Here is a 16,446-nt window from a genome sequence, read left to right on the forward strand (position 1 = left end):
TCCTCACGAGCAGCGCAGGACGGAGTCGCGCACCAGGTCCCAGACGTGTCCGGGCACGAGCCCCAGCCAGCGGGCGTCCGTTTCCGGCCGGGCCTCGTGCTCGGTGACGAGCCGCCACAGCCGCTCCGACACCGAGCCGTTGCGGCGGATGACCAGCCGCTCGAAGAGCAGCCGCGCCAGGGCCTCCCCCTCGAGCTCCATCACCAGCAGCGGCGCGGCCACCTCCACCGGGCGCACCGGCGAGAGCCGCACGTAGGGCAGCTCCACCCCGGGAAGCTGAGCGGGCGGCTCGAAGCCCGCCGCGGCCCAGTCACACGGCTCCTTGAGATCTCCCACCAGGAAGAACGCTCCCTCGGTGGAGGCGAGCAACGCACCCGCCAGACGTCCCACGCGTGCCATGGTTCAAACCTCCTCTTCGCGAACGACGAGTGAACGGCCCGGCTGCTGCCCCGGGAGCACATCTCCCTCGAGGGTGTACTTCCGCGTGTAGCCTCGAGGCGTCACCATGTAGCCCTCGAAGAAGAAGGTGTGGGAGTTGCCCACGATGACCGTGGTCAGCATGCCGATCTCGTAGTCCAGGAAGTGATCGAGGTCGCTCATCACCACCTTCTCCCCCTCGCGGTAGGCGCCCTTCACCAGCGCCACGGGAGTGGAGCCCTCGCGGTAGCGGCGGATGATGGAGTGGGCCTCCACGATCTGCCGGGTGCGCCGCCCGCTCGCGGGGTTGTAGAGCGAGATGACGAAGTCGGACGACGCGGCGGCCTCGATGCGTTTGGCGATGACGGCCCACGGCGTGAGCAGATCCGACAGGGAAATGGTGCAGCTGTCGTGGACCAGTGGAGCCCCCACGCGCGAGGCACAGGAGTTGGCGGCGGTGATGCCGGGCACCAGGTTGAGCGTGGGGGAATCCCCGCGCTTCCAACCGATCTCCCGCAGCACCTCGAAGACGAGCCCCGCCATGCCGTAGACGCCCGCATCCCCGGAGGAGACGAGCACCACGTTGGCACCGGCCCGAGCACGCTCCACCGCGGAGCGGGCCCGGCCGATCTCCTCCGTCATGCCCGTTTGCACCACTTCCTTGCCCTCGAGGAGGTGGTGCACGAGCTTGATATAGGTGCGGTAGCCCACCACCACCTGGGCCTTGTGGATGGCCTCCAGGGCGGCGGGGGTGACGTGGGCGCCATCGCCCGGGCCAATTCCAACGACAGACAGGATGCCTCCCTCAGCCATGGGCGGGCTCCTTTCGAGGGGAATGAGGAATGCGCGCGACGGCGAACGTCATGGAGCGTCCGGCGCCGGGCTCGGTGTAGATCTGCTTGCGGACGAGCAACTCGGAGGCTCCAGCGGCGAGCAACGCCGACGGCTCGGCCACGCCGCGGGTGCCCACGTGCCGCTTCACCGTCTCCGACGGCGTGGGAACGGGCACCGCGTCCAGCTCGGCGGCCGGGTACGTCTGGAGCGCCCAGCCATGTTTCTGGCACAGCGCCAGCAGCGCGGGCTCATCGGCCTTCAAGTCCACGGTGGCCACCGCCTTCACCGAGGCGGGAGACAGCAGGGCCTGGGCGAGCAGTTGGGTCACGCCCCGCTCCACCAGCTCCTCCGGGGTGCCCCGGTCACAGCCGATGCCCAACACCAGACTGCGGGGCCGGTAGATGACGGCCTTCTCCCATTGGGCGCGGTGCGTCTCGCGGATGTCGCGATCGGTGGCGATGAGGAGCATCTCCCACGCCGCCGGATCCACCCCATCGAGAGAGCGCGTGTAGCGCACGCCCGGAGGCAGCGGCTTGTCCTCGGGCCACCAGGAGGGCTCGCCCGCCTCCTGGACGAAGAGCACCGGGGCCTCGTTCACCACGGCGGCGCAGCCCCGGGTGACGTTGCGCTCCAGATCATCCAGCCGCCAGCCGAGCTCCCGCCCGAGGATGTCCACCGTGAGGGTGCCCCGCACGTCCGAGGCGGTGGTGACCACCGGGGTGGAGCCGAGCACGCCGGCCACCCGCTCGGTGAAGGCATTGCCCCGGCCCACGTGTCCCGACAGCACGCAGATGGAGAAGCGCGCGGCGTCATCGACGCACACCACCGCCGGATCCACCTTCTTGTCCTCGAGGAGCGGAGCAATCATGCGCACCACCGCGCCCACGCTGATGATGAAGATGTGGCAGTCGTAGGCGGTGAAGGTGCGCGACAGGGTGGGCCCCATGGGCAGGGGCATCGGCAGGGCGCCCGCGGGGGCCTTGGCCATGAGCTTCTCGGAGACGTACAGCTCCGCGCCCGGCAACCCCGCGAGGAGCCGCTGGGCGATGCCCAACCCGTGCAGGGTGATGGCGTAGACGGCGTAGGGCTTGCGTGCCGGGGGCAGGCTCACCGAGCCACCTCCGCCGTCTGGGCGAAGCGACCGGCGAGCACGCCGCTGCGATCCTTCTTCGCCACCATCACCATGGAGAAGTAATCGCACTTGTCGTTGCGGATGCTGCGCAGGTCGCGCACCACCTTCTCCTGCCCGGTGGAAGCCCGCGACACGTAGACGGCGCGATCGAGCAAGCCCTCACGCTCGAGTGCCTCCACCACCTGGGGCATGACCGAGCTCACCTTCATCAGCAGCACGGTGTCGAAGTCGCGCAGCACGCGGGTGAGGTCCTCCACCCCATAGGTGGCCGGCAGGACGGCGATGCGCTCCTGGCCATCGGCCACCGGCACCTGCACCGCCGCGGGCACGGCGGTGATCGAGGAGACCGCGGGCACCACCTCGGTGCGCGTCCCGGGGAAGCGCTGGGGCACCTCCGCCAGGAGGTAGATGAAGGTGCTGTAGACGAGCGGATCCCCTTCCGTGATGAAGGCCACCTTCTTGCCCGCGGCCAGCCGAGGGGCGAGCTGCGCGTAGGCTTCCTCCCAGGCGGGACGCAACCGCTCGGGATCCTTCGTCATCGGGAAGGTGAGGAAGAGCCGCTCCTGGCCGGGCACCTCGCCCACGTTCTCCTTGGCGATGCGCCAGGCGAGCGACTCGTCGTAGACCGAGCGCCGGGGGATGGCGATGACGTCCGCCGAGCGGAGCGTGTTCACCGCCCGGAGCGTCATCAGATCCGGCGCCCCCGGCCCCACTCCCACGCCAATCAACACGCCACTCATGCCTCTTCTCCCTGTGCTGCCGCGGGCCGGGTGGCCGCGAAGATGTGGATGGGGTTTTGCGCCTCGTAACGGAGGTAGTGCGCGAGCGGCTCGCCGCGGGACACGTTGAGCATCGTCACGTCCGGAGTGATTCCGTACGAGCGGAAGGCCGCGTAGGCCTCGGCCACGTTGTCCAGGGTGATGGCGTTGACCACCAGCCGGCCGCCCTCGCGCAGGCGCTTGAAGGCCACGTCGATGATGTCGCGCATGCTGCCCTTGCTGCCGCCGACGAAGACGGCATCCGGCGCATCCAGTCCCTCGAGGGCCTCCGGGGCGCGCCCCGCGATGACGCGCACGTTGTCCACCCCATGGGCGAGCGCGTTTTCCCGGCACAAGCTCACACCCTCCGGGTCCACCTCGATGGCGAAGACCCGCCCCTTGGGAGCGAGCATCGCCGCCTCGATGCCCACCGAGCCCGAGCCCGCGCCGATGTCCCACACCACGCTGTCGGGGCGGATCTCCAACTGGGCCAGGGACAACAGGCGCACCTCGCGCTTGGTGATGAGCCCCTTCTTGGGCATGCGCTTGGCGAAGGCGTCCTCGTGGAGGAAGGACATGCGCGGCGGTGGGCGCCAGCTCGGATCCGTGCGCAGGAGGACGAGCACGTTGAGGGGCCCGATGTCCGTGCACTCCGCGAGCGACTCCAACATGAAGCAGCGGATGCGCTCCTCCGGATTGCCGAGGCTCTCGCAGACCCAGGCCGTGAAGCCGCGCACGCCGTGCTCCAGCAGGTGGCGGGCCAGCGCCGGGGGCGAGTTCTCACCGTCGGTGAGCAGGGCCACCTTGGCCAGCAGACGCAGCCGCGTGCACAGCCCCTCGCGCGGGCGGCCGTGCACGGAGATGACCTCGGCATCCTCCCAGGACACGCCGATGCGCCCGAAGGCGAGCTGCACCGAGGACGGATGGGGAATGAACTCCACGTGCTCGGCGCCCACCTTCCGGGCGACCTGCGCGCCGATCCCGAAGAAGAGCGGATCCCCCGAGGCGAGCACACACACCTGATTCTCCAGGGCGAGCTCGGCCACCCGCTCCAGCGTCGGGCCGATGCCGCCACTGAAGGAGAGGCGCTCCCCGGAGAACTGGGGGAAGAACTCCAGGTGACGCTTGCCGCCGACCAGCACCCGGGCCTGCGCCACCGCGTTGGCCGCGCGCGCCGACAAACCCAGACAACCGTCGTCTCCAATGCCCACCACCACCACCGGCTTCATGCCTTCACCCCATCCGCGCTGAGCATCAGCAGCGCGTGGATGATGGACACGGCGATGGTGCTGCCCCCCTTGCGGCCACGCACCGCGATGTGCGGCACGGACAACTCGAGCACCGCCTCCTTGGACTCCGCCGCCGACACGAAGCCCACCGGCACGCCAATCACCAGCGCCGGACGAGCCCCCTCCTCCTTCACCAGCCGGGCCACCTCCAGCAGCGCGGTCGGCGCGTTGCCCACCGCCACGATGGCGCCCGTGAGCAGCCCCAGCCGGTGCGCCTTGCGCATGGACTCGATGGCCCGGGTGGAACCCGCCTCGCGCGCCGCGGCGATGACGTCCTCATCCGAGATGAAGCAGTGCGTCCGGCAGCCATAGGAGGCGAGCCGCTCCTCGTTGAGGCCGGCGAGGATCATCTTCACGTCGGCCAGCACCGGGCTGCCGGCACGCAGGGCGCGAATGCCCTCGGCGATGGCATCGGGAGAGAAGCGGGCCAGCTCCTTGAACTCGAAGTCCGCGGTGGCGTGGATGATGCGCCGCACCACCTGCCACTCGCCCGGCGAGTAGGAATGAGGACCGGCCTCGTTGTCGATGATGGAAAAGCTCTCGTCTTCGATGCGACGCCCGAGCGTCGTCATCTGCCGCATGTCGTTCATGCCGCGTGTCTCCTCTCGGGGTATTGCCCGAGCAAGGTGCCGTTGAAATCCACGAGGACGGCGCGAACCTCGAGCGGTCCCCCCGCGTGACGGGTGCACTGCTCGACGACGCGCTGGCACACCAGCCTTGTGATGTGGGTGAGGCCGTTGGCCGCGCACAGCTCGAGCACGTGGCGGGCGGTGTTGGCGGCCCGGATGTCGGCCACCAGCGTCTCCGGCGCCCCCGCCTCGGCGGCCAGGGTGGCCAGCAGCTCCATGTTCACCTCGGAGCCGGCCGCGTGCGTCTGCATGCGCCCATCGGCCATCTTGGACAGCTTGCCCATCATCCCCACGATGTGGACGCACGCCGCCTGACGCCGGGCGGCATGGCGGATGGCCACGCCGATGAAGTCGCCCACCTGGATGAAGGTCTCCTCCGGCAGGTGGGGCAGGAGGCCCATGGCGTACTTCTCCGACTTGCCTCCCGTGGTGAAGACGAGCTCGGTGTTGCCGCGCGTCCGGGCCACGTCGATGGCCTGCACCACGCTCGCCTTGTAGGCGGACGTGGAGTACGGCCGGACGATGCCGCTGGTGCCGAGGATGGAGATGCCACCGAGGATGCCCAGGCGCGCGTTGAGCGTCTGCAGGGCCATCTCCTCACCTCGAGGGACGTGAATGGTGACGATGGCGCCCCGCCCCTCGGGCAGCTCCTCCAGCACCATGTCGGTGATGTTGCGGCGCGGCACCGGGTTGATGGCCGGACTGCCCACCTCGAGCCCCAACCCCTCCTTGGTGACAAGCCCCACGCCCTCGCCCCGCTCGAGCACCACCCGGCCTTCGTCGTCCGTCAGCCGCACCTCGGCGACCAGCTCCGCGCCGTGGGTGCAGTCCGGATCATCCCCGGCGTCCTTGATGACACTGCAAAGGGCCTTCTCCCCGTCCCACTCGCAACGGTGCAGGGCGAACGTCACCGTCTGCCGGTTGGGCAGCGTCGTCTCCACGTGAGTGAGACGCTCGCCACGCGCCAGCACGCGAGTGGCCGCCTTGGCGGCAGCGGCGGCACAGGCCCCGGTGGTGAAACCGGTGCGTGAGCCGCGCTTGTCCCGAGGAGGAGGCGCTTCGCTCATCCCGCGGCCTTCTTGGAGGGATTGTTGAAGAAGGACTCCATCCGGATGGCCTCCATCGTCAGTCCGGACTCCACCAGGGCCTGCCGCAGCGGGCTCAACACCGCCCCATCCCCGACGAGGTAGACGCGCTCGGGCGCATGGGCGCGCGCGGCCTCCAGGGCCAACGCCTGGATGTGCGCGATGCGCTCCGGATGGCCCGGCGGCGGGCAGTCCTGGTGCTGGAAGCGGCAGCCCAGCGCCTCCACTTCCTCGCGGGCCTGCTCCGCGGGCAGGAACACCGTGGGCGACTCGGAGAACCACAGCAGCCGCGTCCGCTCGCGCTGCGGGGCGAAGGCGCGGCCGTGCACCAGCCCCAGCGCGGCGGTGATGCCACTGTCGGTGGCCACCACCAGCGTGTTCCGAGGCGTGGAGTCATCCGGAAGGAAGCTGCCCCACGGTCCGCTGAACGGCAGCTCCGCGCCCACCGGTGCCTCGTGCAACATCGCCGAGCCAGAGCCCTCGGCGAGCCGATAGACACAGATGCGGAAGGTGCGCTGATCCGCGTCGCTCGACACCAGCGAGTAGGCACGCTTGTGCGCCTTGCCATCCGCGCGTGGCACGCCGGTGTTGAAGATGAGGTACTGGCCTCCGGTGAAGCCGAGTTCCTCCTCGCCCCGCAGTTGCAGGTGGAGGAGCCTCCCGCGCTCGCCCACGGGCGCGGAGGAGAGGATGCGAGCGGTGCGGGAGACGGCCATGGTGCTAGTCCCTCGGGTAGATTTCGTGGGTGAAGTCGTGCACCTCCTCGAGGTCGCGCCACAGCCGATGGAGCGACTCGTTCTGGCGCTTCAGCTCCAGCTCCACCGACTTGGTCAGCACGAGGAGCGAGCGCAGGTAGGGCATCTTCGGATCATCCGCCCGGGTCGCGGAGACCTTCTCCTGCAACTCCACCAGGGAGGCATCGAAGAAGCGCAGCATGCCCGCCATGTCGCGCGCCTGCATCAGCGAGCGCACCGGCCCCGGCTTCTCCGCCGCGCTGCCCAGCTCGGCCAGCTCGTGCTGGCGCTCGGTGTCATCGTCCACTCCCAGGATGTTCATCAGCGACAACCGCAACGCCGCCAGCTCATGACAGGCCATGTGTGCTCTCCTCACTACTGCATGATGTTGTCGACCAGGCGGGACACGAGGCGATCCCCCACCAGGTGCTCCTCCACGAGCTCCTGGGCATCCGCCTCGGTGACACCGCGATACCAGATGCCATCCGGATAGACGGCCACGGTGGGCCCCTCGCCACAGCGGCCCATGCAGGCCGTCCGGGTGATGCGCACCGTGCGCCCCTTGCCCACTTCCTTGAGCTTGCGGCGCAGGGCCTCGATCAGCGCCACGCTGCCGCGCTCGGCGCAGTCGGCGTTGCCGCAGACCAGCACGTGTTTCTCCATGGCGCGGTGGGCGTGCGGATGGGGCGCCGCCTGGGTGTGCGTCTCGCGGTGGCGGATGCTCCAGAGCAGCGCCTTGAGCCCACCGACGTTCTTCTGGAGGCCCGCGAGCGGCACGCGGTACTGGCAGCCATCGCACGGCAGCGGCACCCCGCCCGCGAGCGCCTCCTCGATGCGCCGGTCCACGTGTTGCACGAGCGGCGCCATGCTCCCGTCCGCCAGGTGCGGAGCCACCTCGGCGCGCAGCCACGGGTAACGCTCGGCGAAGAGGGCCACCTGGGCATGGATCTTCTGCAGCAGCACCCCGGTGAAGAGGAGGTAGGGCGCCACCAGGATGCGCTCCGGCCGGGCCCGGGCCATCCACTCCAGCGCCTCTTCCAGCGAGGGCTTCGCGATACCGACGAAGGCCGGTTGCACCTGGGCGAAGCCCCTGCCCTCCGCGTAGAGGCGGGTCAGCTTGTAGAAGTCGCCATTGGCGTCCGGGTCCGACGAGCCACGCCCCAGCATCACCACCACCGTGCGCGCCGCGTCCTGGGGCGAGAGCGGTCCGGTGCGGGCCTGGGTGCGCTCGAAGGCCAGTTGCGCGAGGTCCGGATGGACGCCGAAGGCCTTCACCGCGAGGAAGCGCACGCCCGGGTGATTCTCGCGCGCCGTGGCAAGCGCCAGCGGAATGTCGTTCTTCACGTGCTTCGCGGTGAAGAGGAAGAGCGGGACGACGAGCACCTCCGGCACCTCGGAGGCGATGGCGTCCAGCGCCTCGGGGAGGGCCGGCTCGGTGAGCTCCACGAAGCCCAGGCCCACGCGCCGCTCCGGATGGGCCTCGCGGTAGGCGTCCACGAAACGGTGCACCTCGGCGATGGCCTGCGCATCGCGGCTGCCGTGTCCGACGAAGAGGATGCCGTGGTGGGAACGAGGAGTGCTCACGGGTGCGCTTCCTGGCTGGTGGGGACGAGGAGGGGGAGAAGGCGCCGGGCGGCCTCGGCGACCGTGAGGGGCGGCGGGGCCTCCCCCGACCCGGGAAGGAAGGGAGCGAGCTGGGCCCACAACTCGGCGACGGCCGGTGCGCGCAGATGCGCCCGCGCCAGCAGCGCCGCGTCCCGGAAGACCTCCGCGGGAGCACCGAAGGCGAGCAGCCGCCCCTCGCCGAGAATGGCCACCCGGTCGGCGAAGAAGGGCACTTCGTCGGTGGCATGGGTGGAGACGACCAGGGCCACGTCGCGCTCGCGCGCCAGCCGCCGCAGCAGTCCCGCCGTCTCGCGCTCGCCCACCGGATCCAACCCGGCGGTGGGCTCATCGAGCAGCAGCACCGCCGGATGCATCGCCAGCACGCCCGCGAGACACGCCCGCTTCTTCTCCCCGAAGCTGAGCGCCTCGATGGGGCGCTCCGCCAGCTGGGCCAGCCCGGTGGCCGCGAGCGCCTCGTCCACCCGGGCCCGCACCGCGTCCGGGGCGAGGCCCTGATGCATCGGCCCGATGGCCACGTCCTCGCCGACCGTGGTGCCGAACAGCTGGTCATCCGGATTCTGGAAGGCGAGCGCCAGGCCCGCTTCGGTCCGGGCCACCGCTCCACGCGGGGCCACCTGTCCGCGCAGCCACACCTTGCCGGCACGCTCCGGAACCAGCCCCGCGAGGCCGCGCAGCAACGTCGTCTTGCCGCACCCGTTGGCGCCGAGCAGCGCGACCACCTCTCCCGGCCGCACCTCGAGCGTCAGGCCGGAGAGGATGGCGGGGCCGCCGGGGTTTCCCACCGCGAGCGCCTCGAGTGCGAGCGCCGCCTTCACGGCCGCTCTCCCGGGGACGGGAGGTGGGCACCACGGCAGCCCCGGGCGGCCATCGCCTCGGCGGTGGCGTGGGCCTGGTCGAACGCGCGGACCAGGGTGAGCCCGCCGAGCGCCCCAAGCGAATGCACGCCGCGGCGCACGCCCCGGTAGCCGAGGCGGAGGATCTGCGCCTCGCGCGCGGTGTGGGCCGCCCGCTCGAGGACGGTGGCGTAGCGCACCGCGAGCGCGAGCACCTCGGCGAGCGGGGCCGGCACCCGCCACGCGCGCAGCGCGCCCACCAGCGCCCAGGGCGGAGTGAGCGCGATGAGGAGGCCGAAGACGGTGGCCCCCGCGGCGACCCGCGTCCCCAGCACCAGCCCGAGTCTCCAGGCTCCACTCGCCTCCGGCCGCAAAAGCCCGTGCAGGGCCCAGAGCGCCAGCCCCGAGAAGAGGGCCACTCCGAGGCGGCGGAACAACACCCCTGCCCGCTCGCCCACCGCGAGCGAGGCGAGGAGGGCCAGCGTAGCCACCGCCGAGGCGGTGTACGGGGCGGGCCCGGCGAGCGCCACCAGGAGCGCGAACAACGCGCCCCCCAGCTTGAGGCGGGCATCCAGCCCGGCCACCCGCTCGCGCAGGGCCACGCGGCTCACGCCCGCTCTCCCGTCTCGACGAACAGGGAGCGGTAGAGATAGCCAAGCAAGAATCCCCCCACGAGCCCGGCACACAGGAAGGCGAAGAGGAGGACATCCCCTTCCAGCGGAATCAGGGGCGGCTGAGGAGAGCGTCCCGCGGCCTCGGCGAACGGGAGCACGACGTGCTCGTCGACACCCGGCCAGCCCGAGGCCTCGGCGAGGAGCGGCTTCATGGCGTGGCGGGTGCGGCGGGAAGCGCGTGGAACTTCAAGAGGGCGGGCCGGCGGCGGGAGATGAAGACGACGGCGCCGGCGGTGAAGGCCCCCTCGAGCAATCCGAGCGGAAGCTGGGTGGGGAGGAAGGAGAGCAGCAGGGTGCCCAGCGTGGTGCTCAGCGGTTGGGCGCCGTGCAGCGCCGAGGCCAGCTCGAAGGACGTCATGGCGTAGGTGGCCCAGTCGGAGAACATGCCCGCGGCGAAGGCCGCCACTCCGAGCGAGGCGCGCAGGGAGCGCAGTCCGTGGAAGATGGCGTAGCCGACGAAGCCGCCCACCACGCCCATGGACCAGATGTCGGCGCCCAGGGTGGTGAGCCCTCCGTGGGCGAGGAAGAGCGCTTGCAGCAACAGCGCCACGAACGTCACCAGCACGGTCATCACCGGGCCGATGAGCACGGCGGCGAGCCCCGTGCCACACGGGTGCGAGCAGGTGCCGATGATGGGAACCGGCACGGGCATGCAGGAGACGACGAAGACCGCGGCGGCGAGCATCGCCACGAAGGGCGAATAGAGCGGGCTCTGGGCCATGCGCTGGCGCAACCGCGTGACGCCCAGCGCGAGCAAGGGCAGCACGGAGAGCGTCCAGCCCGCGGCCCACCCGAAGGGAAGGATGCCCTCCGCCAGGTGCATGGCATGCGCGGGATGAGGCAGCAGCAACAGGACGAGTGCCGCGAGCCCCGCGCTCGGAGGGAGAGGTGCTGATTGAAGGCAGGCCTGGACGCAATGCCGGAGGACGGCACCACACCCACGCCCGGAGAAACCCGGCATGGCAACCTCGCTCTCAATCCACGGAGAGATGGGTCGAACAGCCCTGGGTAGGTCTCCTGGCTCGTGGATTCAGAGCGCCTGACGGCGTTCAGCGCCACCTCCACCTTCCCCGACGCCGAGGCATCGAGTGGTGACTTCGGAGGTAGCTCCCCACTGACAGTGGCGGGACCGCGCCGGACTCACACCGGCTTCCCTGTTATGCCCGTGATAGCGGGCACCCCTGGCTATGGATTCAATTGTCGGGGGCCAAGTACCGGAGGCGGCGCGCTTCTGTCAACGGAATGCGCCCCCCCTTTTTCTCAAGGACTAAGCATTCCACCACTGGTTCTCCCAGATCAGCTCGTCCAGCGTCCGGCGCGAGTCCCAACCTTCCAGTTCCAACATCGGCCGCTCATAGAAGGCATCGACATGGCCCAGGCACAGGATGGCGATCGGCTCACTGCCTTCCGGTGCCCTCAACAACTCCGCCAGCCGGGTGGGCTCGAAGAGTGACACCCAGCCCATGCCAATCCCCTCGGCCCGTGCGGCGAGCCAGAGGTTCTGGATGGCGCAGCTCGCGGAGGCGAGGTCCATGTTCGGCATGGTGCGCCTGCCGAACACGTAACGCTCGCGTTGATCCATCAGCGCCACGACCCAGAGCTCGGGACATTCCTTGATGCCCTCGACCTTGAGCCGCAGGAACTCCTCGCCCCGAGCGCCCAACGCCTCGGCGGTACGCGCGCGCTCCTGCTCGACCAGCGCGGCGATGTCACCGCGCAGCCGCGCATCCGTGATGCGAATGAAACGCCACGGTTGCATGAAGCCGACGCTCGGCCCGAGATGCGCCGCATGGAGCAGCCGCGCCATGATCTCCTGAGCGATGGGATCGGACCGGAAGTGGCGCATGTCCCGGCGTTCGCTGATCGCGCGGTAGACGGCTTCTCGTTCCGCGGGAGAAAAGCGGTGTTTCGTCATGAATCGTCAAGCCCCTGGCAAGCCCTTTCTCGCGGCGCTCCATACCACCGCTCGCCCTGCCCGGCGGCTCAGCCGAACGTCATGTTCATCAACTTCACGATGGGCACGTCCCCGTGGAAGTCGATGATGTTCACCGCCGAGTACCCCTGCTCCAGCCGGAACAGGTGGGCGTCCGGCAGGCCCAGCGCCTCGGCGAGCAACGTCCGGTTCACGCCGCCGTGCGACACCAGCACGAACGTCTCTCCCGCTTGCCGCGAGCGCAGCGCCCGGGCCGCCGACGACACCCGCTCGCGCAGCTCCGGGTAGCTCTCGCCCTCCGGGAAGCGCACCCGCGTGGGATACGCCATCCACTCCGCGAAGACCTCGGGGTAGCGCTTCTCCACCTCTTCATAGGTGAGGCCCTCGAGCAGACCGAAGTCGAGTTCCTGGAACGCCGCCTCCGTGTCCACCGCCAGCCCCTTGAGTTGCGCCAGCGGGGCCGCGCTCTCCACCGCGCGCCGCAGCGGGCTCGCGTAGACGCGTGACAGGGGGGCCTCGGCCAGGAACCGCGCGGCGTGCTCGGCCTGCACCCGGCCCGAGGAGGACAGCCCCACGTCCAGCCGCCCGTAGCACCGGCCCCGCGCTTCCTCCACCGGCTGCCCGTGCCGCACCAGCACCATGCGCGTCACGCCCTTCGCGAGTCGCCAGTCCACGTTCGCTCCCATCGTGCCTCCCCTCCTCCTCCATTCAAGGGGCTCCGAACGTATCCTCCCAAAGCTGCTGCCCCTCGGGGGACAGCCCGAAGGTCCACAGGTCCGTTTTGCCCGCCCCCTTGGAGTTCGTCACGCCCACGACCACGAGGCTCTCATCCGCCAGGCGCGCGATGCCGTTGCCCATGTCGTTTCCATCTCCCTCATAGGTCCGCTGCCAGAGCAGGTGGCCGTCCGCGGAGAAACGCCAGACCTTGGCCTCCCGGTCGACCAGCAGTTCCTTCCAGGAGTAGCCCGTCACGGCGATTCCCCCATCGGGCAAGACGGTCAAGGCCCGGCCTGCCTCCGCCTGGGGATCATCGGGAACGTAATCCCAGAGAAGCGTGCCTCGAGGATCCATGCGGACGACCCAGAGCGACCCATCCGGAGAGTCCGGACGGCTCCGTCGACCTGTCGCGACGAGCCCTCCATCCGGCAGCAAGGCGAGCGCGTTCAGCTCTCCCTGGCCCTCGACCGGCAGTTGCTGCTCCGCGGTGGCCCGGCCATCGGATTGCAGCAGCAACAGCCTCGAGATTCCCAATCCGGTGGTCGAGGTCTCCGCCGTTCCCATGACGGCCACACGCTGAGCGGGGAGCGACACCAGGGCGGTGATGTGCTCGAGCCGTGGAAGATTCACTTCCCAGAGCAGCTCGCCCTGGGTGCTCACCCGCACCACCCAGCCCGCTCCGTCCTGGTCTCCGCCCGCGACAATGGATCCATCCTCGAGCACCGAGACGGCATTGAATCCGTTGAGGCCTTCGTGGCCCGGGGTTCGCTCCCAGAGCGTCTCTCCGTCCGGGGAGAGCGCGAGAAGCCATCCTCGGAATCGGCCTACCGCGACCTGCTCCTCTCCCGCGACGACGAGCCCCCCTCCTGGCAGCAAGGCGATGGCTCGGCCCAGGGTGGCGGTGCCGAGTGCTCTCGTTCCATAGACCTTCTCCCAGCGGGGGGGCGGAGCCTTATTGAAGTGGAGCACCCAGGCTTGCCGAACCCCGGGTTGACGGGAGTTGGTGTGGCCGACCACGGAGAATCCGCTTCCGGTCGCGACGATCCCCTCGGCCGACTCGTGTCCAGTGCTGTTGCGCCGCTCGACTTCTCGCGCCCAATCCAGGTCATCGTGTCCTATCGTCGGAGGAAGCACCGCGCTCGTCCGAGACCAGAAGAGGAGCGCCGCGATCAGCAGCCCCAGGGCAGCCAGTGCCACCCTCCATCCAAGTGTCCCGGGGACGTCGTTCTTGGGAACCGTTGTGCCCACTAAAACCAACTCCGCTCCTTGGTAACCCACTGCGTGCGCAGCGGCTCGGGCAGCCCCAGATCCCTAACGGCCTCCAGGATGGTGTCATCGTCACAGACGAGGGTGAAGATCCGCTGCCATTCCGGAGTATGAAGCCTGTTCTTCTCGGCCTGACTGAAGGGGCGGATGATGGGGGCGAGCTCGCTGTACCGTAGGCCAATCCACGGCCCATTGTTTTCCCCACCAATGTATCCGCTCAGGAAACGCATCTGTGCCTCAAGGCTGATGCGCCAAGTGCTCAGAAGGGAGAACACGACTGAACGGGAGCCGAGACGGCAACGCACGGAGTAACGGTCCCCATCGGGTCTCCGATCCCGTAGGAGTTCGGCCTGTTCGGCGGTCGTCAGCCGCCGCAGGAGCGCATCAACTTGTTCACCGAGCCACCTCGCGCCAACGCCGCCACCATCGAGCGCGGCATCGAGCCGGTGGAGGTTGGGACGAGTGCGCACTCGGCTCAGCTCGGTGCCACTCTTGTAACCGGCCGAGACCGTTGGGCGCTTGTCGACCGCCGGGTTGTAGCCCGTGCCGCCAGGGGTGAACAGATTGCCCAGGGTCATTCCGTAGTGCCAGCGATCATCAATGGAAGTAAGCGCGGTGCCCGTGAAGGCGGGGACGCGGCCTCCCCGGACATAAGGCAGCTCTTCCTTCACCTCGGCGCCAGGTGAGACGTGCGCGACGGCACCAGGCAGCCCTTGAAGGCGAGCAATCCGGTTGAGCTGGGTGCGCGTGGCTTGGGAGACCCCATCGTAGAGCGGTTGGATGAGGGTCTGCTCCTCGGAGAGGGTGCGCATGTCCCACTCAAAGGCGGGACGGCCTTGAAGCTGGCGCGCCACGAGTTCATGCAGTTTGGGAAAGACGTTGTCGAAGATGACCTGATTGCCCTCGCGCATCATCCCCTGAAGCTCATTGCCGACAGTCCCAGCCATATGGCCCAGGTCCTCTATGGCCGCGTTCATGATGGCGACTTCATGCGCACCTGTGGCCACGATGGACGCAGCGAGCGCCCACCGCGCCTCGCACCCCTGGTCGACCGAGTATTTGTAGAACCAGAGATAGAAATCCCGTCGCTCAATGATGCGCGTGTAGCGACGGAAGTTGTTCGCCTTCAGGTTGTAGAGGCATGCATCCTGCCAGCGTTGAGTGCGATTCACCCGATCGCTTTCCGTCCAGTCTCCTGGAGAGGACGGTGTGCTGCTGGATAGGCTCGGGCCCTCCACCTTGCGCAGCGACATGTTCTTCGCAAGGCGAGTCTGTGCGGGAAGGAGCTGAGGCTGCGCGGTCTTGAGCAGTGTCACGAGGTGAGCCGAATTGGATGGGCAGATGGGTATCCGATTCTGGAACTGACGCTTGCAGCTACGACACTCAAAAGTATTCACGCGTCGCGTTCCCCCGAAGTCCCCACTCATGTGTGCCCAGACGACGACTATCCATCGCGAGGAACCGTGCCAGCAAGCGCCGTTCACCACCTACGCCTCTAACTGGCCCGGCCCTGAAAACACGAACGCCCGGGAGCCCCAACGAGGGCCACCGGGCGGCTTCGTCTCCAACGGGGGATTCGCAGCTTACGCCTTGGGCGTCTCCTGCTGCTTCGGCTCCGCCGGCTTCGCGGGCGACACGAGCGAATCCAGCCGGCTCGTCAGCCGATCCAGCTCGCGGTTGATCGCGCTCACCTGGGACTGGCTCGCCACCCCGCCCACCACCTGGATCATCTGGCTGCGCAGCCCCGTCAGCCGCTGACGCACCTCACCGCCCACCCAGCTCGCCTGCTTCTCCAGCTTCTGCACGGTGGGGTTGGCGCGCAGATCGTTCACGTTCAGCATCCCCAGCACCTCGCGGCGCGACTCCCGGCCGATCGTCGCCAGCGTCTGCAGCGCCTTCTGCGCATCCGCCTCGATCTGCCCCAGCTGCTTCTGGGCCTGCTCCAGGCGCACCTTCACGAAGGACGCCACCTGACCCGCCGCCTCGGTCACCGCCGTCTCGGCCTTGGCCGCCTCGGCCTTGGCCGCCTCGGCCGCCTTGCCCGCGGCCGCCTCGGCCTTGCCCGCGGCCTCGGCCACCGTCTGGGCCGCCTTCTGCGCCACGGCCTCCACCTTCTCCGCCGCCTTCTGCGCCACGGCCTCCACCTTCTCCGCCGCCTTCTGCGTCACGGCCTCCGCCTTCTCGACGGCCTTCTGCGCCGCGGCCTCCACTCGGCCCGCGGCCGTCTGCGCCGCGTTCTCCGCCACCACGGCCGCCGTCTGCGCCGCGGCCTCCGCCGCAACCGCCGTCTCACTCACCGTCTGGGCCGCCTCACTCACCGTCTCGGCCGCCGTCTGCGCCGCGGCCTCCACCTTCTCCTCCACGTCCTTCACCGGCTGTGCGGGCTCGGCGGCCTGGGGAGCGTGCGACTGATGGGATTTCGAGTGCTTGTGGTGCTTCGCCATGTGTTTGAAACCTCCGCAAGGGTAAGTACCCCAGTGCTAACGCGTCGCGTTAGGGCCGTCAACCCCCCATGACGC

General features: G+C 69.3%; 19 protein-coding genes and 1 riboswitch. All 19 genes read right to left on the minus strand.

What is annotated here, in order from left to right:
- Nucleotides 1–3: 3 nt before the first annotated feature.
- The 19 genes from F0U63_RS30675 to F0U63_RS30765 all read right to left on the minus strand — a co-directional run bounded on the left by F0U63_RS30675 (nt 4) and on the right by F0U63_RS30765 (nt 16,371).
- Nucleotides 4–399, minus strand: a complete 396-nt coding sequence (locus tag F0U63_RS30675; protein WP_395835239.1) for a precorrin-3B C(17)-methyltransferase — start codon at nt 397–399, stop codon at nt 4–6.
- A gap of 3 nt (nt 400–402) precedes the next feature.
- Entirely contained in the window at nt 403–1,230 is an 828-nt protein-coding gene (gene cobJ, locus F0U63_RS30680) for a precorrin-3B C(17)-methyltransferase (protein ID WP_395835241.1), read from the minus strand.
- A complete protein-coding gene (locus tag F0U63_RS30685; protein ID WP_395835243.1) occupies nt 1,223–2,362 on the minus strand; it encodes a cobalt-precorrin 5A hydrolase in 1,140 nt (379 codons plus the stop codon). The genes cobJ and F0U63_RS30685 overlap by 8 nt, the downstream gene beginning before the upstream one ends.
- On the minus strand, nt 2,359–3,123 hold the full coding sequence (gene cobI, locus F0U63_RS30690; protein ID WP_395835245.1) for a precorrin-2 C(20)-methyltransferase: 765 nt from the start codon (nt 3,121–3,123) through the stop codon (nt 2,359–2,361). Before cobI ends, F0U63_RS30685 begins: the two co-directional genes overlap by 4 nt.
- Nucleotides 3,120–4,370, minus strand: coding sequence for a precorrin-6y C5,15-methyltransferase (decarboxylating) subunit CbiE (gene cbiE / locus F0U63_RS30695; RefSeq protein WP_395835247.1), 1,251 nt, complete (start codon nt 4,368–4,370; stop codon nt 3,120–3,122). The genes cobI and cbiE overlap by 4 nt, the downstream gene beginning before the upstream one ends.
- Entirely contained in the window at nt 4,367–5,020 is a 654-nt protein-coding gene (locus tag F0U63_RS30700) for a precorrin-8X methylmutase (protein WP_395835249.1), read from the minus strand. The genes cbiE and F0U63_RS30700 overlap by 4 nt, the downstream gene beginning before the upstream one ends.
- Nucleotides 5,017–6,126 (minus strand): cobalt-precorrin-5B (C(1))-methyltransferase, encoded by a 1,110-nt coding sequence (locus F0U63_RS30705; protein WP_395835251.1) that lies wholly within the window; start codon nt 6,124–6,126, stop codon nt 5,017–5,019. Before F0U63_RS30705 ends, F0U63_RS30700 begins: the two co-directional genes overlap by 4 nt.
- The gene (locus F0U63_RS30710; RefSeq protein ID WP_395835253.1) at nt 6,123–6,860 is read right to left on the minus strand and encodes an FAD-dependent oxidoreductase; all 738 of its coding nucleotides are present in this window, start codon (nt 6,858–6,860) and stop codon (nt 6,123–6,125) included. Before F0U63_RS30710 ends, F0U63_RS30705 begins: the two co-directional genes overlap by 4 nt.
- 4 nt (nt 6,861–6,864) lie before the next feature.
- Nucleotides 6,865–7,239: a DUF3209 family protein gene (locus F0U63_RS30715; RefSeq protein ID WP_395835255.1), complete on the minus strand. Its 375-nt coding sequence runs from the start codon at nt 7,237–7,239 to the stop codon at nt 6,865–6,867.
- A 14-nt stretch (nt 7,240–7,253) separates the two neighbouring features.
- Entirely contained in the window at nt 7,254–8,462 is a 1,209-nt protein-coding gene (locus tag F0U63_RS30720; RefSeq protein ID WP_395835257.1) for a CbiX/SirB N-terminal domain-containing protein, read from the minus strand.
- Nucleotides 8,459–9,319: an energy-coupling factor ABC transporter ATP-binding protein gene (locus F0U63_RS30725; RefSeq protein WP_395835259.1), complete on the minus strand. Its 861-nt coding sequence runs from the start codon at nt 9,317–9,319 to the stop codon at nt 8,459–8,461. The genes F0U63_RS30720 and F0U63_RS30725 overlap by 4 nt, the downstream gene beginning before the upstream one ends.
- Entirely contained in the window at nt 9,316–9,948 is a 633-nt protein-coding gene (locus F0U63_RS30730) for a CbiQ family ECF transporter T component (protein WP_395835261.1), read from the minus strand. The genes F0U63_RS30725 and F0U63_RS30730 overlap by 4 nt, the downstream gene beginning before the upstream one ends.
- Nucleotides 9,945–10,163 carry a hypothetical protein gene (locus F0U63_RS30735; RefSeq protein WP_395835263.1) on the minus strand — a complete coding sequence of 73 codons (219 nt, stop codon included), beginning with the start codon at nt 10,161–10,163 and terminating at the stop codon, nt 9,945–9,947. The genes F0U63_RS30730 and F0U63_RS30735 overlap by 4 nt, the downstream gene beginning before the upstream one ends.
- Nucleotides 10,160–10,972, minus strand: coding sequence for an energy-coupling factor ABC transporter permease (locus tag F0U63_RS30740; protein ID WP_395835265.1), 813 nt, complete (start codon nt 10,970–10,972; stop codon nt 10,160–10,162). Before F0U63_RS30740 ends, F0U63_RS30735 begins: the two co-directional genes overlap by 4 nt.
- A gap of 28 nt (nt 10,973–11,000) precedes the next feature.
- Nucleotides 11,001–11,209, minus strand: a riboswitch (cobalamin riboswitch).
- 69 nt (nt 11,210–11,278) lie between these two features.
- A complete protein-coding gene (gene bluB / locus F0U63_RS30745; RefSeq protein WP_395835267.1) occupies nt 11,279–11,926 on the minus strand; it encodes a 5,6-dimethylbenzimidazole synthase in 648 nt (215 codons plus the stop codon).
- Between the two features lie 68 nt (nt 11,927–11,994).
- Nucleotides 11,995–12,630 (minus strand): histidine phosphatase family protein, encoded by a 636-nt coding sequence (locus F0U63_RS30750; protein WP_395835269.1) that lies wholly within the window; start codon nt 12,628–12,630, stop codon nt 11,995–11,997.
- 22 nt (nt 12,631–12,652) lie between these two features.
- A complete protein-coding gene (locus tag F0U63_RS30755) occupies nt 12,653–13,858 on the minus strand; it encodes a hypothetical protein (RefSeq protein ID WP_395835271.1) in 1,206 nt (401 codons plus the stop codon).
- A 50-nt stretch (nt 13,859–13,908) separates the two neighbouring features.
- A complete protein-coding gene (locus F0U63_RS30760; protein WP_395835273.1) occupies nt 13,909–15,180 on the minus strand; it encodes a hypothetical protein in 1,272 nt (423 codons plus the stop codon).
- Between the two features lie 330 nt (nt 15,181–15,510).
- Entirely contained in the window at nt 15,511–16,371 is an 861-nt protein-coding gene (locus F0U63_RS30765; protein ID WP_395835275.1) for a hypothetical protein, read from the minus strand.
- Nucleotides 16,372–16,446 lie beyond the last annotated feature (75 nt).

This window comes from Cystobacter fuscus (assembly GCF_044360685.1).
GTDB classification, from domain to species: Bacteria; Myxococcota; Myxococcia; order Myxococcales; family Myxococcaceae; genus Cystobacter; species Cystobacter fuscus_C.

Coding starts and splice junctions, on each gene's coding strand:
- F0U63_RS30675 (WP_395835239.1), bottom strand. CDS start 399: ATGGCACGCGTGGGACGTCTGGCGGGTGCGTTGCTCGCCTCCACCGAG.
- cobJ (WP_395835241.1), bottom strand. CDS start 1,230: ATGGCTGAGGGAGGCATCCTGTCTGTCGTTGGAATTGGCCCGGGCGAT.
- cobI (WP_395835245.1), bottom strand. CDS start 3,123: ATGAGTGGCGTGTTGATTGGCGTGGGAGTGGGGCCGGGGGCGCCGGAT.
- cbiE (WP_395835247.1), bottom strand. CDS start 4,370: ATGAAGCCGGTGGTGGTGGTGGGCATTGGAGACGACGGTTGTCTGGGT.
- F0U63_RS30700 (WP_395835249.1), bottom strand. CDS start 5,020: ATGAACGACATGCGGCAGATGACGACGCTCGGGCGTCGCATCGAAGAC.
- F0U63_RS30705 (WP_395835251.1), bottom strand. CDS start 6,126: ATGAGCGAAGCGCCTCCTCCTCGGGACAAGCGCGGCTCACGCACCGGT.
- F0U63_RS30710 (WP_395835253.1), bottom strand. CDS start 6,860: ATGGCCGTCTCCCGCACCGCTCGCATCCTCTCCTCCGCGCCCGTGGGC.
- F0U63_RS30715 (WP_395835255.1), bottom strand. CDS start 7,239: ATGGCCTGTCATGAGCTGGCGGCGTTGCGGTTGTCGCTGATGAACATC.
- F0U63_RS30735 (WP_395835263.1), bottom strand. CDS start 10,163: ATGAAGCCGCTCCTCGCCGAGGCCTCGGGCTGGCCGGGTGTCGACGAG.
- F0U63_RS30740 (WP_395835265.1), bottom strand. CDS start 10,972: ATGCCGGGTTTCTCCGGGCGTGGGTGTGGTGCCGTCCTCCGGCATTGC.
- bluB (WP_395835267.1), bottom strand. CDS start 11,926: ATGACGAAACACCGCTTTTCTCCCGCGGAACGAGAAGCCGTCTACCGC.
- F0U63_RS30750 (WP_395835269.1), bottom strand. CDS start 12,630: ATGGGAGCGAACGTGGACTGGCGACTCGCGAAGGGCGTGACGCGCATG.
- F0U63_RS30760 (WP_395835273.1), bottom strand. CDS start 15,180: ATGTCGCTGCGCAAGGTGGAGGGCCCGAGCCTATCCAGCAGCACACCG.
- F0U63_RS30765 (WP_395835275.1), bottom strand. CDS start 16,371: ATGGCGAAGCACCACAAGCACTCGAAATCCCATCAGTCGCACGCTCCC.